Origin of the sequence: Ectopseudomonas composti, from assembly GCF_001567565.1 — a bacterium.
GTDB classification, from domain to species: domain Bacteria; phylum Pseudomonadota; class Gammaproteobacteria; order Pseudomonadales; family Pseudomonadaceae; genus Aquipseudomonas; species Aquipseudomonas composti_A.
In genome coordinates this window covers 79,443-105,585 of record NZ_LSSW01000026.1, presented here as the reverse complement: position 1 = coordinate 105,585, position 26,143 = coordinate 79,443, and the positions used below count along the sequence as shown (strand labels likewise).

Sequence of the window (26,143 nt, the reverse complement as noted above, 5' to 3'; positions counted from 1 at the left end):
AACCAGCGCCAGGCGAGCCTGGCGCAGCAAACTGACAGTTGGATGACAGGCAGCGTGCCGCGGTCACATTCCGTCGCAGCCAGCGCCCTGAAAACGTGACGAGTTTACAGCAACAGATCCTCAAGGCGACCATGCAGTCGCTGCGGCAGATTTTCCTGCACTTCGCGCAACGCGCAGCGAATGGCACTCTGAAAACTCTCCTGCCCTGCCGCGCCATGGCTCTTGACCACGATGCCCTGCAGACCGAGGAAGCTCGCGCCATTGTGCCTCGCCGGCGCCAGGTCGGCCTTGAGGCGACGCAAGAGCGGCATCGCCAGGGCACCAATCGCCTGAGCGAACAACCCGTCGCTGAACAGCGTCTCGACCCGCCCGGTGATCATTTTGGCCAGGCCCTCGCTGGATTTGAGCAGGATATTGCCCACGAAACCGTCGCATACCACGACATCGGCTTCGCCGCGATACATGCCATCGCCCTCTATGTAGCCAATGAAGTTCAGCCCATGAGCCTGCTGCAGCATGTTGGCCGCCAGCTTGACCTGCTGATTGCCCTTGATGTCTTCGGTGCCGACATTGAGCAAGGCGACGCGTGGCCAAGACACACCCAGCGTCTCGGCCGCCACGGCGCCCATGATCGCGAACTGATAGAGATGCTCGGCGCTGCAATCGACATTGGCGCCCAGGTCCAGCAGGTAGCAGTGACCGCGCTCGGTGGGAATCGGGCTGACCATCGCCGGCCGATCGATGCCCGGCAGCGTCTTCAGCACATAACGCGAGAGCGCCATCAGCGCGCCGGTATTGCCCGCACTGACACAGGCATGCGCCTGACGCTGACGCACCAACTCCAGCGCCACGCGCATCGAAGCATCTGGCTTGCCACGCAGCGCCTGGGCCGGACGTTCGTCCATGCCGATCACTTCACTGGCGTGATGAACCTGCAGACGCGAGCGATCGACGCCGGACTGGCGAGCGAGCTGTTCTTCGATGAGGGGAGCTTGACCGACGAGGGCCAGGTGCAGCGAGGGGAATTCGGCCAACGCAGAAATGCAGGCCGGGACAATGCAGTGGGGACCGAAGTCCCCACCCATTGCATCAATCGCGATGATCGAGGCGGACAAGGATTACTCGTCAGCGCCCTTGTCGATCACTTTGCGACCGCGGTAAACGCCTTCCGGAGAAACGTGGTGGCGCAGGTGAACTTCACCGGTGCTCTTCTCTACGGACAGGGTGCTGGCCTCGAGAGCGTCGTGCGAACGACGCATGTCGCGGGCGGAACGGGATTTTTTGTTCTGCTGAACAGCCATAACTCATTAACTCCTAAACGTTTGGGTCACGCTTTAACTGCGCCAATACACTGAACGGGTTGGACCGCGATACCTCGTCCTCGCCCGGCTCGGGCTCATCGAGACCGTCCGGCTGCTGGCAATCACCTGGGGCATGAGCAGGAACGATCGGCAGGGCGAGAAGTAATTCATCCTCGACCAGACCAAACAGCTCCAGCGGCTCTTCACCCACTTCCAGCACGTCGTAGCCCTTCGGCAAGGACTGAGTGTTCGCTCCAACCCGGACCACGGCGTATTCACATTCGCTGCGGATGGGTAGCGCGACCAGCTCCAGACAACGCTGGCAGACCATTTTGACCTCAACCTCGAGCTCACTGCGGATAACCACAGTTTTCTGCTCATCACGGGCGAAGTGAAACTTCGCCTGCACCTGACCTGCCGTATCGGCAAGCGGGTCGCAGAGACGCGGCAGGCTGGCCAGATCGAGCTGCCCTTCGAGGGTAGCTTCGCGGTCGGCGAGCTTGCGCGGATCAACGTGAGGTGGAATCGGCCCATTCAACATAGGCGCAGCATTCTAGGGATGCACCCTGTCCGTGTCAAAGGAAATTCAGCCTGTCTTCAAGGGCCGCTCAAAAAACTACCCGCGCTGCCATCGCGGCGTTAAAAACAGGCCCGCAACCGAGGATTGAACGCGCCTTAGCACGACCCCGAAAGGGGGTGAGCGAAGCGAATCAAAGGCTCATCTACAACAGGTAAACTGCGCCTTTTCGCCTGCCTTGTAGAGCCACCATCGGCATAGCGCTGGCCGCCTCGGCTCGGGCCTCCTGCTTCGCCCTACTCCTGCACCCCGCAGTCGTCGCCTACGTTTAGAGGTGCCCTCAAGCACTGGCGATCAGTAGAATTGCCCGCCTACCCATATAAAGGAAGAGAACATGTCCGCGCTGCTGCTCGCCTCCAGCTCACCCTACCGCCGCGAGCTGCTCGAACGCCTGCAACTACCCTTCACCTGGCAATCGCCGAGCATCGACGAAACCCGCCAGAGCGGCGAAGCTGCCATCGACCTGGTCAAACGCCTGGCCGAAGAAAAAGCCCGCGCCCTGGCCGCCAGCCACCCCGACCACCTGATCATCGGCTCGGACCAGGTTGCGGTGCTCGGCGACGGACAGATACTCGGCAAACCCCACGACCTGCCGAGAGCCCAGCAGCAACTGCGCGCCGCCAGCGGCAGCAGCGTTACCTTCCTGACCGGCCTGGCGCTGTTCAACGCCAGTAACGGCAACTGCCAGGTAGATTGCGTGCCCTTCACCGTGCATTTTCGCCCGCTGAGCGACACGCAGATCCTGCGCTACCTGCTGCGCGAGCAGCCATTCGACTGCGCCGGCAGCTTCAAGTCCGAAGGTTTGGGCATCAGCCTGTTCCGCAGCACCGAAGGCGAGGACGCGACCAGCCTGGTCGGCCTACCACTGATTCGCCTGGTGGACATGCTGCTGAACGAAGGCGTCGAGATTCCCTGAGCCATCAACGAACAAGGCCCGCTGCGCGGGCCTTGTCTGGACATCAGCGCAGCGTTGGCCCCTGAAAGCCCATCCACAGCGCAATGCGATCCGCCACACTGGTACCCAGGCGCTTGGCGAAACGATCGAACGGCGTGTCACGCTGCGTGTAATCGACCATTTCCTTCTCGCCGATCACCTCACGCGCCACATAGCTGGCGCTACCCAGCGCGTCGATCAAGCCCAACTGCAGCGCCTGCTCACCGGACCAGACCAGACCTGAAAACAACTCGGGATGCTCGTCAGCCTTGAGACGATCACCGCGCCCCTTCTTCACACTATCGATGAACTGGCGATGAGTGGTGTCCAGCACGGTCTTCCAGAAGCGGGTTTCCTCTTCCTTCTGCGGCTGGAACGGATCGAGGAAGGCCTTGTGCTCGCCGGAGGTATAGACACGACGCTCGACACCGAGCTTCTGCATGGTATCGACAAAACCGAAGCTGGCGGCCGTGACACCTATGGAGCCAACCAGACTGGCCTTGTCGGCATAGATCTCATCGGCCGCACTGGCGATGTAATAAGCACCGGAAGCGCCCAGGTCACTGATCACCGCATAGACCTTGGTCTGCGGATACTCGGCGCGCAAACGACGAATCTCGTCATAGATGTAACCGGACTGCACCGGACTGCCACCCGGACTGTTGATGCGCAGAATCACACCTTTGGTGTTGGTGTCCTCGAAAGCCGCACGCAGACTGCTCACCACCTTGTCGGCACTGGCCTCCTCGCGATCGGCGATCATGCCGCGAATTTCGATCAGCGCCGTATGCGCGGTAGTGGTCGAGGCCGACTTCAGGTCGAGCATCGGCAGCACCAGCGCCAGCGCACCGAACAGATAGATAAAGGTCAACAGCTTGAAGAAAATGCCCCAGCGGCGCGAACGACGCTGCTCCTGAACACTGGACAGCAGCGCCTTCTCCAGCAGCTTCCAGCTTTTGGCATCCTCGCCCGACGAAGACGATGACTTCCACTCATCCGACATGTTCTCTCTCCCCGGTTAGATGCTGCGCGTGACGGCCTTCCAGCCACGCACGCAGCTCATTGAATTCGTTGATCGCCAAACGCGGCGAACACTCGCGCAGCACCGACAGCGGCTGCGCACCAAAGCCGACCGCTACCGCATCCATACCGGCGTTGCGCGCCATCAGCAGATCGAAGGTGGAATCCCCCACCATCAATGCCTGCTCGGGCAGCATGCGGCAATGCGCGAGAATCTCGTGCAGCATCAAAGGATCCGGCTTGCTCGCCGTCTCGTCAGCGCAACGGGTGATATCGAAGTAATCCAGCCAACCCTTGTCAGCCAGCACCCGATGCAGCCCTTTGCGCCCCTTGCCGGTCGCTACCGCAAGACGATAGCCCTGCTCACGAAAGACTTCGAGCGACTCGCGCACGCCTTCGAACAGCGGTGACGGCTCGGTCTCCAGCGCCAGATACTGCTCACTGTAGGCACGACGGATGGTTTCGATGCGCGGCGCTTCGTCGAGTTCCGGATAGAGCGTACGAATCGCCACGCCCAGCTCCAGACCGATGATGCCGCGCACTGCACCATCACTGCAGCGCGGCACACCCGCCACGTCAGCAGCGCGATGCATGGCCTCGACGATGCGGCCGATGGAGTCAACCAGCGTGCCATCCCAATCGAAGATCAGCAGCTGATAGTCAGGCACTCAAGCGCTCCAGGGTCCTGGCCCACATATCGTCCACCGGCGCCTCGAGCTTCAGCACACCACCATCGGGCAGCGGCACATGCAGCTCATAGGCATGCAGGAACAGACGCTTGCCGCCCAGCTCGCGAATCTCACGGGTGAATTCGTCATCGCCGTACTTGGAGTCACCCGCAATGGAGTGCCCGGCATGCTTGGCATGCACACGAATCTGATGGGTACGCCCGGTTATCGGCTTGGCCTCGACCAGGGTGGCGAACTCGCCGAAGCGGCGCAGCACACGGAACAGCGTCAGCGCCTCCTTACCCTGATCATCGACCTCGACCATGCGCTCACCGGAGCGCAGGTTGCTCTTCTGCAGCGGCGCATTGACCTGCTTCTTGGCCGTCGCCCAATGGCCGCGCACCAGCGCCATGTAACGCTTGTCGACACCATCACCGCGCAGCGCTTCATGCAGATGACGCAGCATGCTGCGTTTCTTGGCGATCATCAGCAGGCCCGACGTATCGCGGTCCAGACGGTGCACCAGTTCCAGATCCTTGGCATCGGGGCGCAACTGGCGGAACGCCTCGATCACCCCGTAGTTCAGGCCACTGCCGCCGTGCACGGCGATGCCAGCCGGTTTGTTCAGCACGATCAGCGCCTTGTCCTCGAAGACGATGGCCGCTTCGAGGCGCTCGAGCAGCCCCTGCGCGAGCGGTTCGGGCTCATCGCGCTCAGCCAGGCGTAGCGGCGGCACGCGCACGATGTCGCCGGCCTGAAGCTTGTACTCGGGCTTGATGCGCCCCTTGTTAACACGCACTTCACCCTTGCGCAGAATGCGGTAAATCAGGGTCTTGGGCACGCCCTTGAGCTGTGTCCTGAGGAAGTTGTCGATGCGTTGGCCGGCGAGTTCCGGTGCAACCTCGATCAGCTGAACGCCGGAGGTTGGAGAGGCAGGAGTAGTCATCGCGCAATCATAACAATTTTTTATGGAATTGAAGCACTTAATCATTGCTGCTATAGTCGCGAACGCCGCCAAAAGCGGACTGGCTTGCGGATGATTGCCAAACTTGCCATCCCCTGCCCGCGCAAACCTATTGGGACGTGAGGCCGTCCGACGGATTCTTCAGGTTAGAAAGGCCGCAAAAGGCCACGAAGACTTCGGAAATAAAGCCTTGAGTATGATGCGCGATTCGCCCGCCGGGCGGTCGCGGTAAATGACAACCGCTGCGGAATCCGCGCGCGGCACCCGATTTTCAGCGATACGTGTAGGGTGGAGATGTACAACTGTAGGACTGCGTAGCACATCGCTTGATCAAAGACGCCTTATCTCGTCCGCTACCGCCAGTTGATTCCTCCTCCTGACTGAGTGCTTTCTGTCACCACAGCAAGCAGGAGACGTCCGTCGCGACCGCAGCCGATATTGGCTGACCGTCGCTAGACAGAGGAACGATTTACGACCGTTTCTGACGCGCCTGACACCGACCCTGAGAGTCGTGTGTGCCTAACGTGGCTTCCGCTAGCCCGGAACCCATTGGTACCACATGAAAAGAATGCTAATTAACGCAACTCAGCCTGAAGAGTTGCGTGTTGCCCTAGTAGATGGCCAAAAACTCTACGACCTGGACATCGAGTCCGGCGCCCGCGAACAGAAAAAGGCCAACATCTACAAAGGCCGCATCACCCGCGTTGAACCCAGCCTTGAAGCCGCTTTCGTCGATTTCGGTTCCGAACGCCACGGCTTCCTCCCACTCAAAGAAATCTCCCGCGAATACTTCTCCAAAGCCCCCGAAGGCGGCCGCGTCAACATCAAGGACGTGCTCAAGGAAGGCCAGGAAGTCATCGTCCAGGTCGAGAAAGAGGAGCGCGGCAACAAGGGCGCTGCCCTGACCACTTTCATCAGCCTGGCCGGTCGTTATCTGGTGCTGATGCCGAACAACCCGCGTGCTGGTGGCATCAGCCGCCGCATCGAAGGCGAAGAGCGCAACGAACTGCGTGAAGCGCTGAATGGCCTCAACGCGCCGGCCGACATGGGCCTAATCGTGCGCACTGCCGGCCTGGGCCGCTCCAGCGAAGAAATGCAGTGGGACCTCGATTACCTGCTGCAACTGTGGAGCGCCATCAAGGAAGCCTCCACCAGCCGCCCTGCCCCGTTCCTGATCTACCAGGAATCCAACGTCATCATCCGCGCCATCCGCGACTACCTGCGCCAGGACATCGGCGAAGTGCTGGTCGACAGCGTCGAAGCCCAGGAAGAAGCCCTGAGCTTCATCCAGCAGGTGATGCCGCAGTACGCCAGCAAGATCAAGCTGTACGAAGACAGCGTGCCGCTGTTCAACCGCTTCCAGATCGAAAGCCAGATCGAAACCGCCTTCCAGCGTGAAGTGAAGCTGCCGTCCGGCGGCTCCATCGTCATCGACCCGACCGAAGCCCTGGTTTCCATCGACATCAACTCGGCGCGCGCCACCAAAGGCAGCGACATCGAAGAAACCGCCCTGCAGACCAACCTGGAAGCGGCCGAGGAAATCGCCCGCCAACTGCGTCTGCGTGACATCGGCGGCCTGATCGTCATCGACTTCATCGACATGACCCCGGCGAAGAACCAGCGCGCCGTCGAAGAGAAGGTGCGTGAAGCCCTGGAAGCCGACCGTGCCCGCGTTCAGGTCGGTCGCATCTCGCGCTTCGGCCTGCTGGAAATGTCCCGTCAGCGCCTGCGTCCGTCGCTCGGCGAGACCAGCGGCATCGTCTGCCCGCGCTGCAACGGCCAAGGCATCATCCGCGACGTCGAATCCCTGTCGCTGGCCATCCTGCGCCTGATCGAAGAAGAAGCGCTGAAGGATCGCACCGCCGAAGTGCGTGCCCAGGTACCGATCCCGGTCGCTGCCTTCCTGCTCAACGAGAAACGCAACTCGATCACCAAGATCGAACTGCGCACCCGTGCGCGTATCGTGATCCTGCCGAACGATCACCTGGAAACCCCGCACTTCGAAGTCCAGCGCCTGCGTGACGACAGCCCGGAAGCGTTGAGTGGCCAGACCAGCTACGAAATCGCCGCCACTGCCGAAACCGAAGAAGCGACTGCCCAGCCGGCGGCCGCCACGCGCACCCTGGTTCGCCAGGAAGCCGCGATCAAGGCCGCACCGCGCAGCAGCGCACCGGTCGCCGCCGAGCCGCAACCGGCACCACTGGCCCCGACCAAGGCGCCTGAGCCGAGCCTGTTCAAGGGCCTGGTCAAGTCGCTGGTCAGCCTGTTCGCCGGCAAGGAAGAAGAAGCCCAGCCAGCAGTCGTCGAGAAGAAGAGCAGCGAGCGTCCGCCGCGCGAAGAGCGCCGCAATGGTCGCCAGCAGAGCCGCAATCGTGGTGGTCGTCGCGACGAAGAGCGCAAGCCTCGTGAAGAACGCGCCCCGCGTGAAGAACGTCAGCCTCGTGAACCGCGCGAAGAGCGCCAGCCTCGCGAAGAGCGTGCTCCGCGCGAAGAACGCGCCCCACGCGAGCCGCGTGAAGGCCAGGAAAACCGCCGCGAGCGCAAGCCGCGCGAAGAGCGTGCACCGCGTGAAGAGCGCGTACGTGAACTGCGCGAACCGCTGGATGCTGCCGCTAACGAGCAACGTGAAGAGCGCGCCGAGCGCCAGCCACGTGGCGAGCGCCAGGAGCGTCAGCGTCCGCCGCGCGAAGAGCGTCAGCCACGCGCCGAGCAGGCCGAAGCCGTGCAGGACGAAGCCCTGCCGAATGAGGAGCAACTGCAGGACGATGAGCAGGACAACAACGATGGCGAGCGTCCGCGCCGCCGTTCGCGTGGCCAGCGCCGTCGCAGCAACCGTCGCGAACGTCAGCGTGATGCCGATGGCAACCTGATCGAAAGCGCCGAGAACAGCGAAGCTGCAGGTAACGAAGCGCCAGCCGCGGCTCCGGCTGCCGTAGCCACTGCTGCCGCCGTGGTTGCAGAAAGCGTCGACAGCAGCGAAAGCGTTGCCAGCGAAGCGCCGGCCACCGAAGCACCAGTTGCTCAGGCTGAAGAAGCCCCTGTCGCTCAACCGGTCGAGGCGCAAGCCGAGGCTACCGTGAGTGAAGTGGTCGAGGCCGCTCCGGCCGCAGAGAACGCGGTCGAGGCAGAGCCTGTCGCCACTGCCGAAGCCCCTGCTGACGTGCAAGAGCCTGCCGCAGAAGCGGTCGTGCAAGCCGAACCGGCTGTAGAAGTCGCTCAGGAGCCTGCTCCAGCGCCTGCCGAGGAAGCGCCTGCCGCCACAGCGGCTCCGGTCACTGCCTCTGGCCGCGCGCCGAACGATCCGCGTGAAGTGCGTCGCCGCAAGCGCGAAGCTGAGCGTCTGGCCCGCGAAGCCGCCGAAGCTGCAGCTGCAGCGCCGGCCGTGGAAGAAGCTGCGCCGGTCGTGGAGCAAAGCGCTCCGGCAGAGGCTGAAACCGTCGCTGTCGAAACCGCCCCTGCCGCTGAGCAAGCTGCCGAGCAAAGCCCTGATGCCAGCGAGCAGAATGCGAGCGAAGCGGTAGAGCAAGCGCAGCCGGAAGAAGAAGCACAGGCCGAGAAAGAGGAGATCAAACCTCAGGTTTGATCATTCTGCGGTCAGCAAAAAGGGGATGCCTAGGCATCCCCTTTTTCATGTCCGCTTTTTGTCGCGGTGAAGCAAGCACGGACTCTGAACAGCCCGCTTCTACACGAGCAAGCCTTAGAGAACGTTGGGCTCGATCTCCAGCTCCACGCCAAAACGCGCTAGCACATCGGCCTGGATGCGCTGCGCAAGCTGCAGCAGCTGCGCCCCCGTCGCCTGGCCGTAGTTGACCAGCACCAGCGCCTGCAAACGATGCACGCCGGCATCGCCGTCGCGAAAGCCCTTCCACCCTGCCCGCTCGATCAACCAGCCCGCCGCCAGCTTGACCAGGCCGTCGCCCGCCGGATAGCTGACCAGGTCAGCATGCTCGGCGCGGATGCGCTCGGCCAGTTCGAACGCCACCACCGGGTTCTTGAAGAAGCTGCCGGCATTGCCCAGCTCCACCGGATTGGGCAGCTTTTCGCTGCGGATGGCGCAGATGGCCTGACTGACATCGGTCGCAGTCGGCGCTTCGATACCCATTTCCACGAGACGCTGACGCACCGGACCATAATCCAGGCGCAGCGAAGCCAGGCGGCTCAAACGGAAACGCACGCGCAAGATGAGCCAGCGTCCGGCTTCACGCTTGAACAGGCTGTCGCGATAGGCGAAGGCGCACGCCTCCAGGCCAAAGTCGCGCAGCTCGCCAGTCTGCCGATCCAGCGCAGTCAGGCCGGCGAACAGATCCTTGATCTCCACCCCGTAGGCGCCGATGTTCTGCATAGGCGCAGCGCCGACGGTCCCGGGTATCAGGCTGAGGTTTTCCAGGCCGCTCAGGCCCTGCGCCAGGCTCCACTGCACGAAGGGATGCCAGGGCTCGCCGGCTTCGGCCTCAACCAGCACCTGGTCGCCATCCTCACTGAGGATACGAATGCCGCGACCGGCCATGCGCAGCACCAGCGCTTCGACATCACGGGTGAGCAGCAGGTTGCTACCGCCGCCGATCACCAGCAACGGAAGACCTTGCTGCAGCGCCAGACTCAGCGCCTCGCGTACATCACCATCGTCATGCGCTTCGGCGAACAGCCGCGCACGCACATCCACGCCAAAGCTGTTGAAGGCCTTGAGCGAAACGTCATTCTGCAGATTCAGGCTCACAGACACCCCTTGATTTCCACCAGCAGTGCGTCGCTGGCTTGCTCGATCAGATCCAGCACCTGCTCGAAGCCGTCTTCGCCGCCGTAGTAAGGATCAGGCACCTCATCCAACGCCAGCTCATAGCGGCGCAGGTACAGGTCAAGATCGGCGCGGGCATTCGCCGGGCGCAATGCCTGGAGGTTGCGCAGGTTGCTCTGATCCATGGCCAGGATCAGGTCGAAGCGCTGAAAGTCGGTGACCTCGACCTGACGCGCACGCTGCGCCGACAGGTCATAGCCGCGGCGCAACGCAGCCTGCCGCGTGCGGCTGTCCGGCGCTTTGCCGACGTGCCAGTCGCCGGTCCCGGCAGAGTCGACCTGCACACGATCCTCCAGGCCGGCCGCGCGCAGCTTGTGGCGGAAGACGCCCTCGGCGGTGGGCGAGCGGCAGATATTGCCCAGGCAGACGAAAAGAACCTTCATCAGGCCCCCAGCAGGTGGCGAACCCGTTCCAGGTCCTCGGCGGTATCCACCCCGGCAGCCGGCGCTTCGATGGCGTCGGCAACGTGGATGCGCACGCCGTTGTACAGCGCGCGCAGTTGCTCCAGGCATTCGGTGTCTTCCAGCCAGCACGGGCCCCAGGCGACGAAGTCATGCAGGAAGCCGGCGCGGTAGGCGTAGATACCGATGTGACGACGATACGGCACGCCTTGCGGCAGCACCTCACGGCTCTTGGCGAAGGCATCGCGAGCCCAGGCCAGCGGCGCGCGACTGAAGGTCAGGGCCAGGCCGTTCTTGTCGGCAACCACCTTGACCACATTGGGGTTGAACAGCGCGGCGACGTCCTCGATGGGCTCGGCCAGCGTGGCGATCCCGGCCTGCGGGTTGGCCGCCAGGTTGGCGGCCACCTGATCGATGATCACAGGCGGAATCAGCGGTTCGTCGCCCTGCACGTTGATCACGATGGCATCGGCCGGCAAACCGAGCTGGGTGGCGACTTCAGCCAGGCGATCGGTGCCGGAGTTGTGATCCTCGCGGGTCAGCAGCACCTCGGCACCAAAGGCCTGGCAGGCTTCGACGATGCGCGCGTCATCGGTGGCGACCACCACGCGCTGGGCCGAACTCTTCTTCGCTTGCTCCCAGACGTGCTGCACCATGGGCTTGCCTGCGATGTCCTGCAGCGGCTTGCCGGGCAGACGGGTGGAGGCGTAACGGGCGGGAATGACGACGGTGAAGGCTGCGCTCATTTACTTGTCCAGACGCTCATCGGTGTTCAGCGTGCGCGCTTCGCTTTCCAGCATCACCGGAATGCCATCGCGAATCGGGTAAGCCACGCCGGCCCCCTTGCTGATCAGTTCGGTCTTGTCTTCGGAAAGCTGCAGCGGGCCCTTGCAGATCGGGCAGGCGAGGATGTCGAGCAGTTTAAGGTCCATGGCGGAGTCCTTGATGGGGTCATCAAGACCCCGGTATGAGGCGGGTCAGCTGCACATCCAGCCAATCGACGAAAGCCGGCGTAGGCACGGCGTCGACGGCTAGGTACCACCAGTCGGCGGCAGCGAAGGCCCGGCATTTCACCGCATCCTTTTCCGTCATCAGCAGTGGCAGCGGCGGCTCGAAACTGAGCCGCGCGGCATCGTACTGGGCATGGTCGGCAAAGGGGTGCGGAACCGGCCGCCAGTTTAGCGCTTCGAGGGTATTGAAGAAACGTTGCGGGTTGCCAATACCGGCGACGGCATGCACGCGCTGGCCAGGCGGGAAGTGATCCAGGCCGACGCGCTCGCCACTGGCCAGGTTGACCAGCGCAGTCGGTTGCAGGCGAAAGGCGTAGCCGCCTGTGCGATCGGCCTCGGCGCCGTTGAACAGCACGGCATCCACCTCGTCCAGGCGCTCGGCCGGCTCGCGCAAAGGCCCAGCCGGCAGGCAGCGGCGATTACCCAGACCGCGCGCAGCGTCGACCAGCACCAGCTCCAGATCACGCGCCAGACGGTAGTGCTGCAGACCGTCGTCGCAGAGGATCAGGTCCAATGGTTCCTCGGCCAGCAACGCACGCACGGCGCGGCTGCGATCCGGGTCGATCATCAGCGGCACGCCGCTGCGCTGGACGATCAGCAGCGGCTCGTCACCGCCCTGCGCGGCTGGCTGCTCGGCCCGCACGCGCCATGGCAGGCTCGGCGGCGTAGCACCATAGCCACGGCTGACCACGCCAACCCTCAGGCCACGGGCGCGGCAGTGTTCGATTAGAAAGAGGATCAGCGGCGTCTTGCCGGTACCGCCGACGGTGATGTTGCCCACCACCAGCACCGGCACCGGCGCACGATAGATATCGCCCTCGCCAGCCAGGAAACGCGCGCGCTTGGCCTGCACCACGCGGCGATACAGCCACTCCAGCGGGCGCAGCAACGACAGCGCCGGGTGGCCGCGATACCAGGCCTCGAGCAGGCGATCGGCAGCGCTCACTTACGGACTTTCCTGTGCTTCCACCGTGGTGATGCGCAGGTGCGCGAAGCCCAGCTTGCCGGCAGCATCCATGGCGGTGATCACCGACTGGTGCGGCGTCTTGCCATCGGCACTGATGATCAGCGGCAGACTGTTGTCGCCAGCGGATTCCTTCTGCAGCGCAGCCATCAGATTGCTCAGATTGCTCTCCAGCAGCGCCTTGCCGTTCACCGAATAAGCCCCGTCGGCGCCAATCATCACCTCGACCTGCTTGAGCTCGGTCTGCTCGGGCGGCGTACCGCTGGCAGCCTCGGGCAAGTCGACCTTGAGCTGGGTTTCACGAGTGAAGGTGGTGGTGACCACGAAAAACAGTAGCAGGATGAACACCACGTCGATCAACGGGGCCAGGTTGATCTCGACGTTCTCCCGCGGTTTGCGCCGGAATTTCACGCCTTGCCCTCGCCCAGGTCGACGTCGCGATCACCCTGTACCATCTCCACCAGCTTGATCGCCTCCTGCTCCATGCCCACGACCAACTCGTCGACACGACGCTGCAGGTAACGATGGAAGAACAGTGCCGGGATCGCCACCATCAGGCCGGCAGCCGTGGTGATCAGCGCCTTGGAGATACCGCCGGCGAGCACCGGCGCATTGGCCATGCCCGAGCCCATGAAGGAGCTGAAGATCTCGATCATGCCCAGGACGGTGCCGAGCAGGCCCAGTAGCGGCGCGATACCGGCAATGGTGCCAAGGGCATTGAGGTAGCGTTCCAGGTCGTGGATGACGCGTGCTGCGGCCTCTTCGATGCACTCTTTCATGATCTCGCGACCATGCTTGGAGTTGGCCAGGCCAGCCGCGAGGATCTGCCCGAGTGGCGAATGCTCACGCAGCTCCTTGAGTTTCTGGTTGTTGAGCTTCTTGTCCTTGATCCAGCGCCACACCTGGGCCAGCAGATTGGCCGGGGTAACGCGGGCGGGCCGCAGGGTCCACAGGCGCTCGGCAACGATACCGGCCGCGACAATGGAACAGAGAATGATCGGCAGCATCATCCAGCCGCCAGCTTTGACCAGTTCCCACACGGTAGAGATTCCCCCTCAAAAAAGTGGCGCCACTCTAGCATAGGGCGCAACGCCCGCCGACCGCTGCTGTTCTCATTTTTCCCGCCAGAAACGTGGCTCGCTTCGCAACCCACGCGGTGCGGCCTGCTCGCCCAGGCGAATATGCAGGGCGCCGCGCAATGCAGTGTCATGCACTTCGACGCCTGCACCCTGGTAGCGCGCCAGCACCTGCGGATGGGGATGACCGAACGCATTGTGGCGACTGCGAGTGATCAGCACATGCTGCGCCGCGACGGCATCGATGAAGGCCTGACTCGATGACGTACGACTGCCGTGATGCGGCGCCAGCAGCCAGCGCGAGGCCAGCGGGAGATCGCCCTGCAGCAGGGCACGCTCGGCCTGGACGTCGATATCCCCGGTCAGTAACAGCCGCTCGCCCGCCGCATCGACCTGCAGCACGCAGGAGCGCTGGTTGCCGGTTCTGCCCTGCTCCCACTGCCACACGCGAAACATCACGCCATTCCACTGCCAGGACGGCGCCGACTCGCAGGCTTCGGCGCCAAGCGTCGCTTCCAGTCGCTGCGGCTCTCCGCTGATCACCCGGGCGACCGGCATTGCAGCCTTGATCGCAGCTGCACCGCCAGCGTGATCATTGTCGGCGTGGCTGAGCAGCATCAGGTCGAGGCGCCGCAGATTGAGTGCGCGCAAGGAAGGCAGGACGATGCGCTCACCGGTGTCGAAATCACCGAAGCGTGGTCCCGCGTCGTACAACAAGGCATGTTCGCGGGTGCGCACCAGCACTGCCAGTCCCTGCCCTACGTCCAGCACCCAGACATCGGCCCGCTCATCATCGAGTTGCTGCGCGGGCAGGAACAATGCAGGCAACAGCAGCGCAATGCCTGGCAGGCGCAGCGGTACCCCGGCCGGCAGCAGAAGCAACAACGCTCCCGACGCGGCCAACAACCAGGCCCACAGCGGCAGGTTGCTCGGTAACCAGGCGGGCAGCCAAGTGGCGATGACAGCCAGCAACTCGAAGAGCAGGTACAGCGCACCGCCGGCCAGCCACAGAAGCCCCTCGCCCACCAGCGGCACGGGCAACAGTAGCGTCCCCAGCAGCGCCAGCGGCACCACAACCACTCCAACCCAGGGTACGGCAATAAGATTGGCCAGCGGTCCGCTGCTGCTCACCGGCAAACCCAGAATCAGCATCATCGGTAACAGGCCAATCGCCATGGTCCACTGCGCACGCGTCAGCCCACGCCACCAACCCCAGGCGCCGAGCCGGCCGCCGAACACCAGGGCAAGAATCGCCACCGCCGAGAACGACAACCAGAAACCCGGCTGCAAGGATGCCAGCGGCTCCAGCAGCAGCACCACGAGCAAGGCCAACAGCAGTGGCCACCAGGCGCCCAGATGACGAAAGCGCATGCGCCAAAGCAGTACCAGCGCGACCATCACGCAGGCTCGGCGCACCGGCACCTCGAAACCAGCCAGCAGTCCGTAGACCAAGGCCCCGCTCAAGGCCAGCGCACAGGCGCAGGGCAACCAGGGCAGGCGCGCTGGCCAGGCGCCGACTCTGGCCAGCAATGCCACCAGCCCATAGAGAAAACCTGCCAGCAGCGCGATGTGCTGCCCGGAAATGACCATCAGATGGACCGTTCCGGTGTGCTGCAGCAGACGCCAGTCATTCGTACTCAGACCGGATCCATCCCCAAGTACCAGCGCGGCAATGGCGCCTTGGCGCTGGAATGCCGGCACGGCCAGCAGATGCTGACGCAGACTGTCGCGCCAACTGCCGAATCCCGTCGCCGCGGCCAGACGCTCACCCGACTTGATCGTCCCCGTGGCGCCAATGCGCTGAGCCAGCAACCAGGCTTCGTAATCGAAGCTCTGAGGGTTCACCAGCCCATGCGGGCGCTTCAGGTTGACCGCGACACGCCAGCGCTCGCCGCCCTGCACCATGGGCCCGCCGTACCAGGCCAGGCGCATTCTTTTCGGCAACTCGGCGCGCCGCGAGTGCGCCTCTTCGAACTGAAAGCGCACTACACCAGCGGACACCTCCGGCAGCCCGACCACCCGTCCCTCCAGCCACAGCGTACGGCCATCGAGCTGCGGATCGAGACGATCATCCAGCGCCGATTGCGCCGAACTGCAGGCCCAGGCCAATCCCAGCACAAACAAACCCAGCGCAAAGAGCCGTGAGAACAGCAATGCCAGGCCGATGCAGGCGGCCGCCAGGAGCAGCCACGTCGGCGGCAGGCTTGGCAGAAAGCGCAAAGTGAGCAGGCCCAAGGCCAGCGCCAACATCCCTGTCCGCATGACTCCTCCCTGCTGGTGAGCAGATCCAATACTCACCTCTGGTCACAATATGAAAGCGCTGGCGATGGTGATTCCGTGCATAATATCGGCGCTTTTTGCCTGCCCAGAGACTCTTCATGCCGCGTCGTTTATTCAAGCGCTACATGCCAAACCCTGACAGCATCAAGGGTAACAAGTCCCTGCGCTTTCTCGGCAAACTGATTCACGACCCCAATCTCTGGCATCTAAACCGTCACTCGGTAGCCCGTGGCATGGCCATCGGCCTGTTCTGGGCGATGATCCCCATGCCCATGCAGATGCTGGCCGCCGCCGCGGTGGCCATCCCGTTGCGCGCCAACTTGCCGATCTCCATTGGCCTAGTCTGGCTGACCAACCCGATCACCATGCCACCGGTGTTCTACTGCACCTACAAATTCGGCGCCTGGCTGAGCAACTCACCCGCCGTGCGCATGCCCAGCCACCTCAGCCTGGAGTGGATCACCGCCGAGCTGTCGTTGCTGTGGAAGCCGCTGCTGCTGGGCTCGTTCGTATCCGGCCTGATTCTCGCCGCACTCGGCTACGTGCTGACCATGTTGTACTGGCGCTGGTGGGTGCAGCGCAGCTGGCGCAAACGCCAGGAACGCCGCCGCCAGACACAGCAAGGCTAGAACGAAAAAAGCCGTCGAATCCGACGGCTTTTTTGTCACTCGTAGCGCAGCGCTTCGGCCGGCTGCACCTGGGCTGCCCGCCATGAAGGATAGAGCGTGGCAAGGAAGCTCAAGATCAGCGCTGCCGAGCAGATCAGCGCCACGTCCAGCCACTGCAGGTCAGATGGCAGGCTGCTGATGAAGTACACATCGGAGCTCAACACCTGCTGCCCGGCGAACGACTCCAGCCAGGCCACCAGCGCACTGACATTGAGCGCTGCCAGCACGCCCAGCACCGTGCCGATCAGCGTGCCGACCAGGCCGATGACCGAGCCCTGCACCATGAAAATGGCCATGATCTGTCGCGGCGTGGCGCCCAAGGTGCGCAGAATGGCGATATCACCGCTCTTGTCGGCGACCACCATGATCAGGGTGGCGATGATGTTGAACGCCGCCACCGCGACGATCAGCAGCAGGAGCAGACCGATCATGGTCTTCTCCATTTTCATCGCACTGAACAGGCTGCCCTGGGTGTGGGTCCAGTCGTCGGCGCGGTAACCCGCGCCCAACTCGGCAGCCAGTGCCTTGGATACCTGCGGCGCCTGGTACAGATCTTTCAGCGCCAGGCGAATACCCGGCACCGTGCCTTCCGGCAGACGCTGCATGGCGGCTGCGTCGGCGACGTTGATCAGGGCCAGCGAGCTGTCCAGCTCGGCGCCGACCTTGAATATCGCCGCAACGTTCAGGCGCTGCATGCGCGGGGTGACACCGCCGGGAGCGCTGCTCAGCTCAGGGATGATCAAGGTCAGCTTGTCGCCCACCTGCAAGCCGAAGCGCCGCGCGGTGATGTCGCCGATCACCACGCCGAATTCGCCGGGCTGCAGATTGCTCAGGCTGCCCTGGCGGATGTGCTCGGGCAGAATCGACACCTTGTCTTCTTCTGCCGGGTCGATGCCGTGGATCTGGATCGGCTGCATCAGCCCGCGATGCGAGAGCATACCCTCCAGCTCGGCATAGGGCGCGGCGGCCTGCACCTGCGGATTGGCCATGGCCTTGGCCGCCAACGCACGCCAGTCGACGACCGGCTCGGTACCGTAGAGCATGGCGTGCGGCACCATGCCGAGGATGCGTGAGCTCATCTCCTTCTGGAAGCCATTCATGACCGACAGCACCACGATCATCGCCAGCACGCCGAGCGCCAGGCCGATCATCGATGTCAGCGAGATGAAGGAGATGAAATGGTTGCGGCGCTTGGCCCGTGTGTAGCGAGCGCCGATGAAGATACTCAGCGGACGAAACATCAGAGGGTCACCAGTTTGCCGTCCTGCAGGCTGAGCACGCGATCCATCTGGCGTGCCAGCTGCATGTCGTGGGTCACCACCAGAAACGCGGTATTGGAGTCGCGGCTGAGTTCACGCATCAACTCCTGAATGCCTTCGGCGGTGTGCTGATCGAGGTTGCCGGTTGGCTCGTCGAGCAGTACCAGGCCGGGCCGGTTGACCAGGGCGCGGGCAATTGCCACACGCTGACGCTCGCCACCGGACAGCTCGGACGGTTTATGACTCAATCGATGCCCCAGGCCAACGCGTTCGAGCAACGCAGTCGCGCGTTGACGCGCCTCGGCAATCGACGTCTTGCCAATCAGCAGCGGCATGCAGACGTTCTCCAGCGCGGTGAACTCGGCCAGCAGGTGGTGAAACTGGTAGACGAAGCCCAATGCGCGGTTGCGCAAAAGCCCGCGCGCAGTCTCGCTCAGTGCCGACAGTTGCTCGCCGGCCAGCCAGACGCTGCCCTCGCTTGGCGTATCCAGGCCGCCGAGCATGTTCAGCAGGGTGCTTTTGCCAGAGCCGGAACTGCCGACGATCGCCACGCGCTCGCCCGGTAAGAGTTCCAGTTCGAGCCCATCGAGCACCACCACCGACTCGGGACCCTCGTCGTAACGCTTGCTCAGGTTGCGGCAGCTGAGCACGGCATTGTGCTGTTTCATGGCGTTCTGATTCATGGACTCACTCATAGCGCAGGGCCTCGGCAGGCTGGGTACGCGCGGCACGCCAGGCCGGATACAGGGTAGCGAAGAAGCTCAGCAGCAACGCCGCGGTGCAGACCATCACCACGTCGGCGCTCTGCAGTTGCGAAGGCAGGTAATCGATGAAATAGACATCGGCGTTGAGAAACTTGATGCCCAGCAGGTGCTCGATACCGGCGATCAGGCTGCTGATGTTCAGTGCAGCAACAATGCCCAGCAGCGCGCCGATGAAGGTGCCGACCACGCCAATCACGGTGCCCTGCACCATGAAGATGGCCATGATCTGCCGCGGCGTGGCGCCGAGGGTGCGCAAGATGGCGATGTCGCCCTTCTTGTCGGTGACCACCATCACCAGCGTCGAGATGATGTTGAATGCGGCCACCGCGACGATCAGCAGCAGCAGCAGGCCGATCATGGTCTTCTCCATGCGAATGGCCTGATACAGATTGCCGTGGGTACGGGTCCAGTCGCGGGCGTAGAAATCACCACCGAGGCTCTGGGCGATTTCCCAGGCGCTACGCGGCGCCTGGAACAAGTCATCGAATTTCAGGCGCAGGCCCTGCACCTGATCCGGTTTCCAGCGCTGCAGGCGCGCCAGGTCGCTGATATTGGCCAGCGCCAGTGCGCCGTCGATCTCGCCGGCGCCAACGTGGAAGATGCCGGTAACGGTGAAACGCTTCAGGCGCGGGAACATGCCGGCCGGGGTCACGGTGACCTCGGGCGCGACGAAGGTGACCTTGTCACCGAGCTTGAGGCCCAGCTTGGCTGCCGCCTTGTCGCCGATGACCATGGCGAAATCCCCTGGCTGCAGGCTGTCGAGGCTGCCCTGCTGGAAGAAGCCATCGATGATCGACACCTTGCGCTCCTGCTCGGGGTCGATGGCATTGATCAGCACTTTCTGTACCTTGCCATCGTGCGTCAGCAAGCCCTGCATCTGGGTGAAGGGCGCCAGTGCCTCGACGCGCGGATGACGCTTGACCTGGCGAGCAAGGGCCTGCCAGTCGCTGACCGGCGTGGGCGACTCGACCGTGGCATGCGGAATCATGCCCAGTACGCGGGTGCGCATCTCATGGTCGAAACCGTTCATGACCGACAGCACCAGGATCATCACCATCACCCCCAGGGTGAGGCCGAGCATGGACGTCAGGGAAATGAAGGAAACGAAATGGTTGCGGCGCTTGGCCCGCGTGTAGCGCGTACCGATGAATACGAACAGTGGTCTGAACATGTCGGGGAAGAGTCAGGGGGAAAAAGGAACGTCCTTGTGGCAGGCCCTGGCTGGCGGCCTTACACTCAGAACAAGTTCGAGCCCGCTACGTGCCGGATCGTCAACGAGTTCTCTGACCACCACCGCTGCCATGGGTTCGCCATGTCGACAAACGATGTAGATGATCGCCGGGAATACTATCGTATCGAGGATACGATAGCACTGGAATTCAGCCTGTTATCCGGTGCTGCGGCCCACTCCAGCGAAGAGCTTCACGATGCTTCACCGCTGTTCAACCTGCTCAGCGACCTGCATCTGATGGACTTCGAGTCGCAACACCTGCTGCGCCACATCAGCGAGCGTGATCGCACCCTGGCCAACTACCTGAAGGTGATCAACAAGCGCATCGACCTGCTCGGCCAGGCCGTGGCGCAAAGCCTGCTGCGTGACATCGGCGCGCCGCGTCAGGTGTCAATGTCCGAAGGCGGCATCAGTTTCAACCACAGCCAGGCCGTGGAACCGGGCAGTCACCTGGCAATCAAGATGGTGCTGATGCCACAAGCCCTGGGGCTTCTGCTACGTGCGCAAGTCGTGCACTGCAGCCCACGCAAAGATGGCCAGTATGAAATTGGTACCGAGTTCGAAGCGTTGACCGACGCACAGCGCCAATTGCTGGCCCGGCATATCCTGCAGAAACAGGCTCTGGAACGTCGCCAGGCCCGCGAATGAACGCCGCCAAGGAACCGCCATGCATCGTTTCGCTCTGCTGCTCACCCTGCTCGTCACCCCGCCCCTGTTCGCCGACACCCTGACCATCCCCCTGGGCGACCAGGGTGCCGAGATCGATAGCCGCAACCTGCCACAGCTCGGCCAATCGAAGCGCTCGGTGCTGGAGCGCTTCGGCCTGGCTGACGAAGAACACAAACCTATCGGCCAACCGCCCATCACCCGTTGGGACTACCGTGAGTTCAGCGTCTATTTCGAATACGATCACGTGATCAACAGCGTGCGCCATCATCGGCCGCACCACCTCGACACCGTCAAGGAGCAACAGTGACTCTCATCTACGGCCACCGCGGCGCCAAGGGCGAAGCCCCGGAAAACACCCTCGCCAGCTTTCAGCGCTGCCTGGAGCATGGCGTCAATCGTTGCGAGCTGGACCTGCACCTGTCACGCGATGGTGAACTGATGGTGATCCATGATCCGACCCTCAAGCGCACCACAGGCCTGCGCGGCAAGGTGGTCGAGCACGACGCTGCCGACCTGAGCCAATACGACGCGCGCAAGGGTGGTCCGGGTTGGGTGCGCCCCTGCCCTATTCCGCGCCTGGCAGAGCTGTTCGAACAATGCAATTTCGAGCATTGGCAGCTGGAGGTGAAAAGCGCTTCGAAGATTCGTGCAGCGCGCACCGTACTGGCCATTGCCGAACTGGCAGCGCATCATGGCCTGCAGGAGCGCATCACCATCACCTCAAGCTCACGCGAGGTGCTCAAGGCGGCACGCGAACTGACCCCACAGCTGCAGGTAGGGCTGGTCGCCGAGTACGCCTGGCTCGACCCACTGAAGGTTGCAGCGCATTACGGCTGCCACCTGCTGGCGCTGAACTGGACGCTGTGCACTCCTGAGCGCCTGCTCAAGGCACAGAAGCAAGGCCTGCATGTCTCGGTATGGACGGTGAACGAACCGGCGCTGATGCGGCGCCTGGCCGACTTCAGTGTCGACAGCATCATCACCGATTTTCCCGGCGTGGCAGTGAAGACGCTGCGCGGCTGAGCCTTCCGTAGGAGCGGCTTCAGCCGCGATCCGGGTCAACACGGAGCGCACAAGCATCGCGAATGAATTCGCTCCTACGCCGCAAACCTGTTAGCCCGGCTGCGCTCCAGGTCACAGCTCGCTAAGCAACGGTCTGCTTGTGGGAGGGGCTTTAGCCGCGAACACTCGAATACGATGCGTACACACTAAACCCCGGTTCACATCCAGCCGTGCGCGCGGCGAACCCTGCTGGGCGCGGGAGCGCGCCATGCGACCCCAAAAACAAAAACCGGCCAATGGCCGGTTTTGTCGTTTGCTGCCGCCTGAGACGCTAGAAGCTTTCCCGATTCGGCCAGCGCCATTCGCAAGCCTGCTCCCAGCCTGCCTCTCCGACCGGCTCAGGCCGCCGGCCGGAGCCGCTCAAAAAAGCCGGTTGAGACCATCGAACGCCGCCACCCGATAGGCCTCGGCCATGGTCGGGTAGTTGAACGTGGTGTTGATGAAGTACTTGATGGTATTGGCTTCGCCCTTCTGGTTCATGATCGCCTGACCGATGTGGACGATCTCCGAAGCCTGGTAACCGAAGCAGTGCACACCCAGTACTTCCAGGGTTTCACGGTGGAACAGGATCTTCAGCATGCCCACCGGCTCTACCGAGATCTGCGCGCGGGCCATCCCCTTGAAGAAGGCCTTGCCCACTTCGTAAGGCACCTTGGCCTGAGTCAGCTCACGCTCGTTCTTGCCGATCGAGCTGATCTCCGGAATGGTGTAGATGCCGGTCGGGACATCATCGACAAAACGCCAGCTACCGTTATCGACGATGCTGCCAGCGGCGGAACGGCCCTGGTCGGATGCGGCACTGGCCAGGCTCGGCCAACCGATCACATCACCAGCCGCGTAGATGTTGCTGGCTTCGGTGCGATAGCGCTCGTCGACCTGAATCTGGCCACGGCTGTTGACCTTGATGCCGATGTTCTCCAGCCCCAGCTGGTCGGTGTTACCGGTACGCCCGTTGCACCACAGCAAGGCGTCGGCCTTGATCTTCTTGCCCGATTTCAGGTGCAGGATCACGCCGTTCTCCAGCCCCTCGATGCGCTCGTACTCTTCGTTGTGACGAATTAGCACGTTGTTGTTGCGCAGGTGGTAGGAGAGCGCATCGGAAATTTCCGAGTCGAGGAAGCTGAGCAACTGATCGCGATTGTCGATCAGGTCCACCAGCACGCCCAGACCACTGAAGATCGACGCGTACTCACAGCCGATGACTCCGGCTCCGTAGATGATCAGGCGGCGCGGGGTGTGGCCGAGGCTGAGAATGGTGTCGCTGTCGTAGATACGCGGGTGGCGGAAATCGACATCGGCCGGGCGATAGGGCCGCGAACCCGTGGCGATCACCACGTCCTTGGCCACCAGCTTCTCGACAGCGCCGTTGATGCAGACCACCTCGACGGTGTGCTCGTCGGAGAAGCTCGCGCTACCGAAATAGGTGTCGATGCGGTTACGCGCGTAATAACCGGTGCGCGACGTGACCTGCTTGGCGATGACCTTCTCGGCGCTCTTCAGCACGTCTGGGAAGGAGAACCAGCGCGGCTCGCCAATCTGGCGGAACATCGGGTTGGTGTTGAACTGCATGATCTGCCGCACCGAATGACGCAGTGCCTTGGAGGGAATGGTCCCCAGGTGAGTGCAGTTACCGCCGACCAGTGGGCGGTTGTCGACGACAGCCACCTTGCGCCCGGCCTTGGCCGCGTTCATCGCCGCGCCCTCGCCTGCCGGGCCCGAGCCCAGCACCACTACGTCATAGTTGTAGACCGCCATGTTTACTCCTCGGATCAGGCCGGAGCGCTTGTGGCGCACCCTCGGCAGGGCCGACGCCGGATAACGGCGTCGGCTATCAATCTATCAGGCTGTTGAAAAACTATCTCGGCTTTGCCCCTGCATCCATGCAGTCGTGCGTTGCCATTGCTGCAGCAGAAACAGGCTCATGCACGAGTCCGAGCCAGGCGCCGCGCCATCGGCATTGCAGTGGATACCCGCCGGGTATTCCAACAACCTGCCGTACCGCCTGGTTCAGCGTTTGCTCGCGTCGTAAGCCAGATCGGTGTTTGGCGATTCGCTGGTGTCGCGATTGACCTCTTCGCACTTTTCACGACTACCGCCGCAGATCGAGCATTCCTTCTCGATACCCAGATTGGCGATACCACCGCAGGAACCCGCGATGGGCTTACGCCCCATGATCACGCCGACGGCCATCATGCCGACGACCAGAATCATAGCCAGAAATACAACCAGAAAAGTCATTGCTCATCTCCTGCAGCGAATAGCTGCTCGAATGCGGTCGTGCCGTGTGTGACGAAGCCCTTGCCCTCACGCGTCACGAAAAACGCCGCGATACCGTTGCGCTCGGCGAACGCCATGCCGGCATCCGGTCCAAGTACCATCAATAGGGTAGACAAGCCATCGGCGCGCAAGGTCGATGGATCTGCCACCGTGACAGCTGCCAGCTTGTGATTGACCGGTTTGCCAGTCAACGGATCGAGCGTGTGCGAGTAGCGCTGGCCGTTCTCTTCGAAGTAGTTGCGATAGTCACCCGAGGTGGAAATACCGTAACCATCGAGTTGCAGAATGCGCTGAGCGACACGCTGATCATCGCGCGGCGCTTCGAGACCAATGCGCCAATGGCTGCCATCGGGCTTGAAGCCTGCGGCCTTGAGCTCGCCGGTGGCTTCGATCAGGTAGCTGGTGACGCCCAGTTCGCCCAGGCGTGCGACGATCCGGTCGACGGCATAACCGGCAGCGATGCTGTTGAAGTCGACTTCCACGTCGACATCCTTGCACAGTTGCTCGCCTTCGATCTTCAGGTGCTGCTGACCGACCCGCTGACGCACTTGCGCCAGACGCTCGGCATCCGGCACCGCTTCGCCCTGCCCTTTGGGCCCGAAGCCCCAGAGGTCGAGCAACGGCTCCAGCGTCAGGTCGAAGTAGCCCTGGCTCTCCTGGTGCAGACGATTGCCGGCGCGTACCAGATCCAGCACGCCCTTGGGCATCGACTGGCAGGTACCGGCGGGAGCCTGGTTGAACTGCTCGATCAGCGAATCATCGCGATAGGTGGACATCTGCAGATCGATCTCGGCGAGGATCGCCTCGGTCGCGGCCTTGAGTTCGGCTTGCGGCGCGACACCTTCACTGCGGACGTATTTGATCGAATAGGTGCTGCCCATGGTCGGGCCACCGAACTCTTCGATCCGTTCAGAATGCAAGCAGCCCGTTAGGGCTGCCGCCAGGGCGACAGCGATAACGGGCTGGAGTACCGCAGACCTCATGCTTAGCCGCCGAAGTCGTCGAGGAGGATGTTCTCCGGCTCGACACCCAGGTCGGTCAGCATCTTGATCACGGCGGCGTTCATCATGGGCGGGCCGCACATGTAGAACTCGCAATCTTCCGGAGCCGGGTGGTCCTTCAGGTAGTTCTCGTACAGCACGTTGTGGATGAAGCCCTTGAGGCCGGTCCAGTTGTCTTCGGGCTGCGGATCGGACAGCGCCAAATGCCACTGGAAGTTCGGGTTCTCTGCGGCCAGCTGATCGTACTCTTCGTTGTAGAACGACTCGCGCATGGAACGCGCGCCGTACCAGAAGCTGATCTTGCGCGTGGACTTCAGGCGCTTGAGCTGGTCGAAGATGTGCGAGCGCATCGGCGCCATGCCGGCACCACCGCCGATGAAGACCATCTCGGCATCGGTGTCCTTGGCGAAGAACTCACCGAAGGGTCCGTACACGGTGATCTTGTCGCCCGGCTTGAGGCTGAACACGTAGGAAGACATCTTGCCCGGCGGCAGATCGTCCTTGCCGGGGGGCGGCGAGGCGATACGGATGTTGAACTTCACCAGACCGCGCTCTTCCGGGTAGTTGGCCATGGAATAGGCACGGATCACGGTCTCCTCGACCTTGGATACGTACTTCCACTGGTTGAACTTGTCCCAGTCGCCGCGATACTCCTCCTGGATATCGAAGTCCTTGTAGTTGACGGTGTGCGGCGGGCACTCGAGCTGCACGTAACCACCGGCGCGGAAGTCGACGTTCTCGCCCTCCGGCAGCTTCAGCGTCAGCTCCTTGATGAAGGTAGCGACGTTGGGGTTGGACTCGACGGTGCATTCCCACTTCTTGACGCCGAAGACCTCTTCCGGGACTTCGATCTTCATGTCCTGCTTGACCGGAGTCTGGCAGGACAGGCGCCAGCCCTCGCGGGCTTCGCGCTTGGTGAAGTGCGACTCTTCGGTCGACAGCATCTCGCCGCCGCCAGCCTCGACGACGCACTTGCACTGCGCGCAGGTGCCGCCGCCGCCGCAGGCGGAAGACAGGAAGATGTTGTTGTCGGCCAGGGTCTGCAGCAGCTTCCCGCCAGCCGGTACCACGATGGTTTTTTCGCCGTTGATCTCGATGCTCACGTCACCGCTGGAAACCAGCTTGGCGCGCGCGGCGAGGATGATCAGCACCAGCGCGAGCACGATGGCGGTGAACATGCCGATGGCGAGGAAAATTTCGTAATTCATCTGTTCATCCTTTC

27 protein-coding genes are annotated in these 26,143 nt (G+C 62.8%); 6 read left to right on the top strand and 21 right to left on the bottom strand.

The window, feature by feature from the left end:
• Positions 1 to 104: 104 nt before the first annotated feature.
• The 3 genes from plsX to PCLY_RS14435 are packed head-to-tail and all read right to left on the bottom strand — an operon-like array spanning position 105 to position 1,842.
• The gene (gene plsX / locus PCLY_RS14445; RefSeq protein ID WP_082768082.1) at positions 105 to 1,115 is read right to left on the bottom strand and encodes a phosphate acyltransferase PlsX; all 1,011 of its coding nucleotides are present in this window, start codon (positions 1,113 to 1,115) and stop codon (positions 105 to 107) included.
• Positions 1,116 to 1,118: 3 nt separating this feature from the next.
• Complete coding sequence (gene rpmF / locus PCLY_RS14440; RefSeq protein ID WP_003245185.1) at positions 1,119 to 1,301, bottom strand: 50S ribosomal protein L32; 183 nt, start codon at positions 1,299 to 1,301, stop codon at positions 1,119 to 1,121.
• 13 nt (positions 1,302 to 1,314) lie between these two features.
• A complete protein-coding gene (locus tag PCLY_RS14435; protein WP_061240346.1) occupies positions 1,315 to 1,842 on the bottom strand; it encodes a YceD family protein in 528 nt (175 codons plus the stop codon).
• 370 nt (positions 1,843 to 2,212) lie between these two features.
• Between PCLY_RS14435 and PCLY_RS14430 the strand changes: the two genes are divergently transcribed.
• Positions 2,213 to 2,794, top strand: coding sequence for a Maf family protein (locus tag PCLY_RS14430; RefSeq protein WP_061240345.1), 582 nt, complete (start codon positions 2,213 to 2,215; stop codon positions 2,792 to 2,794).
• A gap of 43 nt (positions 2,795 to 2,837) precedes the next feature.
• Here PCLY_RS14430 and sppA read toward each other — a convergent pair whose 3' ends face one another.
• From sppA to rluC, 3 genes are read right to left on the bottom strand one after another with little or no spacing between them, the layout of a single operon-like run.
• Positions 2,838 to 3,815 carry a signal peptide peptidase SppA gene (gene sppA, locus PCLY_RS14425; protein ID WP_061240344.1) on the bottom strand — a complete coding sequence of 326 codons (978 nt, stop codon included), beginning with the start codon at positions 3,813 to 3,815 and terminating at the stop codon, positions 2,838 to 2,840.
• Entirely contained in the window at positions 3,805 to 4,500 is a 696-nt protein-coding gene (locus PCLY_RS14420) for an HAD-IA family hydrolase (RefSeq protein WP_061240343.1), read from the bottom strand. The genes sppA and PCLY_RS14420 overlap by 11 nt, the downstream gene beginning before the upstream one ends.
• Complete coding sequence (rluC, locus tag PCLY_RS14415) at positions 4,493 to 5,446, bottom strand: 23S rRNA pseudouridine(955/2504/2580) synthase RluC (protein ID WP_061240342.1); 954 nt, start codon at positions 5,444 to 5,446, stop codon at positions 4,493 to 4,495. Before rluC ends, PCLY_RS14420 begins: the two co-directional genes overlap by 8 nt.
• A 577-nt stretch (positions 5,447 to 6,023) precedes the next feature.
• On the opposite strand from rluC, the gene rne reads away from it, so the two are divergent.
• Positions 6,024 to 9,047, top strand: coding sequence for a ribonuclease E (rne, locus tag PCLY_RS14410; protein ID WP_061240341.1), 3,024 nt, complete (start codon positions 6,024 to 6,026; stop codon positions 9,045 to 9,047).
• 114 nt (positions 9,048 to 9,161) lie between these two features.
• On the opposite strand, the gene murB is transcribed toward rne, so the two are convergent.
• The 8 genes from murB to PCLY_RS14370 form a co-directional block, all read right to left on the bottom strand.
• Complete coding sequence (murB, locus tag PCLY_RS14405) at positions 9,162 to 10,181, bottom strand: UDP-N-acetylmuramate dehydrogenase (RefSeq protein ID WP_061240340.1); 1,020 nt, start codon at positions 10,179 to 10,181, stop codon at positions 9,162 to 9,164.
• Entirely contained in the window at positions 10,178 to 10,642 is a 465-nt protein-coding gene (locus PCLY_RS14400) for a low molecular weight protein-tyrosine-phosphatase (RefSeq protein WP_061240339.1), read from the bottom strand. Before PCLY_RS14400 ends, murB begins: the two co-directional genes overlap by 4 nt.
• Positions 10,642 to 11,406, bottom strand: a complete 765-nt coding sequence (gene kdsB / locus PCLY_RS14395; protein WP_061240338.1) for a 3-deoxy-manno-octulosonate cytidylyltransferase — start codon at positions 11,404 to 11,406, stop codon at positions 10,642 to 10,644. The genes PCLY_RS14400 and kdsB overlap by 1 nt, the downstream gene beginning before the upstream one ends.
• Positions 11,407 to 11,592 (bottom strand): Trm112 family protein, encoded by a 186-nt coding sequence (locus PCLY_RS14390; RefSeq protein WP_013714804.1) that lies wholly within the window; start codon positions 11,590 to 11,592, stop codon positions 11,407 to 11,409.
• 22 nt (positions 11,593 to 11,614) lie between these two features.
• Positions 11,615 to 12,616 (bottom strand): tetraacyldisaccharide 4'-kinase, encoded by a 1,002-nt coding sequence (gene lpxK / locus PCLY_RS14385; RefSeq protein ID WP_061240337.1) that lies wholly within the window; start codon positions 12,614 to 12,616, stop codon positions 11,615 to 11,617.
• Positions 12,617 to 13,045: an ExbD/TolR family protein gene (locus PCLY_RS14380; protein ID WP_061240336.1), complete on the bottom strand. Its 429-nt coding sequence runs from the start codon at positions 13,043 to 13,045 to the stop codon at positions 12,617 to 12,619.
• A complete protein-coding gene (locus tag PCLY_RS14375; protein ID WP_061240335.1) occupies positions 13,042 to 13,674 on the bottom strand; it encodes a MotA/TolQ/ExbB proton channel family protein in 633 nt (210 codons plus the stop codon). The genes PCLY_RS14380 and PCLY_RS14375 overlap by 4 nt, the downstream gene beginning before the upstream one ends.
• A gap of 72 nt (positions 13,675 to 13,746) precedes the next feature.
• Entirely contained in the window at positions 13,747 to 15,972 is a 2,226-nt protein-coding gene (locus PCLY_RS14370) for a DNA internalization-related competence protein ComEC/Rec2 (RefSeq protein ID WP_197432189.1), read from the bottom strand.
• Positions 15,973 to 16,088: 116 nt separating this feature from the next.
• Between PCLY_RS14370 and PCLY_RS14365 the strand changes: the two genes are divergently transcribed.
• Positions 16,089 to 16,619 (top strand): DUF2062 domain-containing protein, encoded by a 531-nt coding sequence (locus PCLY_RS14365; RefSeq protein ID WP_061240333.1) that lies wholly within the window; start codon positions 16,089 to 16,091, stop codon positions 16,617 to 16,619.
• A 35-nt stretch (positions 16,620 to 16,654) separates the two neighbouring features.
• On the opposite strand, the gene PCLY_RS14360 is transcribed toward PCLY_RS14365, so the two are convergent.
• From PCLY_RS14360 to PCLY_RS14350, 3 genes are read right to left on the bottom strand one after another with little or no spacing between them, the layout of a single operon-like run.
• Positions 16,655 to 17,899, bottom strand: a complete 1,245-nt coding sequence (locus tag PCLY_RS14360) for a lipoprotein-releasing ABC transporter permease subunit (protein ID WP_061240332.1) — start codon at positions 17,897 to 17,899, stop codon at positions 16,655 to 16,657.
• Entirely contained in the window at positions 17,899 to 18,600 is a 702-nt protein-coding gene (lolD, locus tag PCLY_RS14355) for a lipoprotein-releasing ABC transporter ATP-binding protein LolD (RefSeq protein WP_061240331.1), read from the bottom strand. The genes PCLY_RS14360 and lolD overlap by 1 nt, the downstream gene beginning before the upstream one ends.
• Before the next feature lie 4 nt (positions 18,601 to 18,604).
• Positions 18,605 to 19,852, bottom strand: coding sequence for a lipoprotein-releasing ABC transporter permease subunit (locus PCLY_RS14350; protein WP_061240330.1), 1,248 nt, complete (start codon positions 19,850 to 19,852; stop codon positions 18,605 to 18,607).
• Positions 19,853 to 19,993: 141 nt separating this feature from the next.
• Here PCLY_RS14350 and PCLY_RS14345 point away from each other — a divergent pair, with 141 nt between their 5' ends.
• The 3 genes from PCLY_RS14345 to PCLY_RS14335 are packed head-to-tail and all read left to right on the top strand — an operon-like array spanning position 19,994 to position 21,604.
• Complete coding sequence (locus PCLY_RS14345; protein ID WP_061240329.1) at positions 19,994 to 20,560, top strand: PilZ domain-containing protein; 567 nt, start codon at positions 19,994 to 19,996, stop codon at positions 20,558 to 20,560.
• A 19-nt stretch (positions 20,561 to 20,579) separates the two neighbouring features.
• Positions 20,580 to 20,888: a hypothetical protein gene (locus tag PCLY_RS14340; RefSeq protein ID WP_061240328.1), complete on the top strand. Its 309-nt coding sequence runs from the start codon at positions 20,580 to 20,582 to the stop codon at positions 20,886 to 20,888.
• A complete protein-coding gene (locus PCLY_RS14335) occupies positions 20,885 to 21,604 on the top strand; it encodes a glycerophosphodiester phosphodiesterase (RefSeq protein WP_061240327.1) in 720 nt (239 codons plus the stop codon). Before PCLY_RS14340 ends, PCLY_RS14335 begins: the two co-directional genes overlap by 4 nt.
• 399 nt (positions 21,605 to 22,003) lie before the next feature.
• Here PCLY_RS14335 and sthA read toward each other — a convergent pair whose 3' ends face one another.
• The 4 genes from sthA to nqrF all read right to left on the bottom strand — a co-directional run bounded on the left by sthA (position 22,004) and on the right by nqrF (position 26,129).
• On the bottom strand, positions 22,004 to 23,398 hold the full coding sequence (gene sthA, locus PCLY_RS14330) for a Si-specific NAD(P)(+) transhydrogenase (RefSeq protein ID WP_061240326.1): 1,395 nt from the start codon (positions 23,396 to 23,398) through the stop codon (positions 22,004 to 22,006).
• 252 nt (positions 23,399 to 23,650) lie between these two features.
• Positions 23,651 to 23,881: a (Na+)-NQR maturation NqrM gene (nqrM, locus tag PCLY_RS14325; protein WP_061240325.1), complete on the bottom strand. Its 231-nt coding sequence runs from the start codon at positions 23,879 to 23,881 to the stop codon at positions 23,651 to 23,653.
• On the bottom strand, positions 23,878 to 24,801 hold the full coding sequence (locus PCLY_RS14320; RefSeq protein WP_061240324.1) for an FAD:protein FMN transferase: 924 nt from the start codon (positions 24,799 to 24,801) through the stop codon (positions 23,878 to 23,880). The genes nqrM and PCLY_RS14320 overlap by 4 nt, the downstream gene beginning before the upstream one ends.
• A gap of 104 nt (positions 24,802 to 24,905) precedes the next feature.
• Positions 24,906 to 26,129, bottom strand: coding sequence for an NADH:ubiquinone reductase (Na(+)-transporting) subunit F (nqrF, locus tag PCLY_RS14315; RefSeq protein WP_061240323.1), 1,224 nt, complete (start codon positions 26,127 to 26,129; stop codon positions 24,906 to 24,908).
• Positions 26,130 to 26,143: the final 14 nt, after the last annotated feature.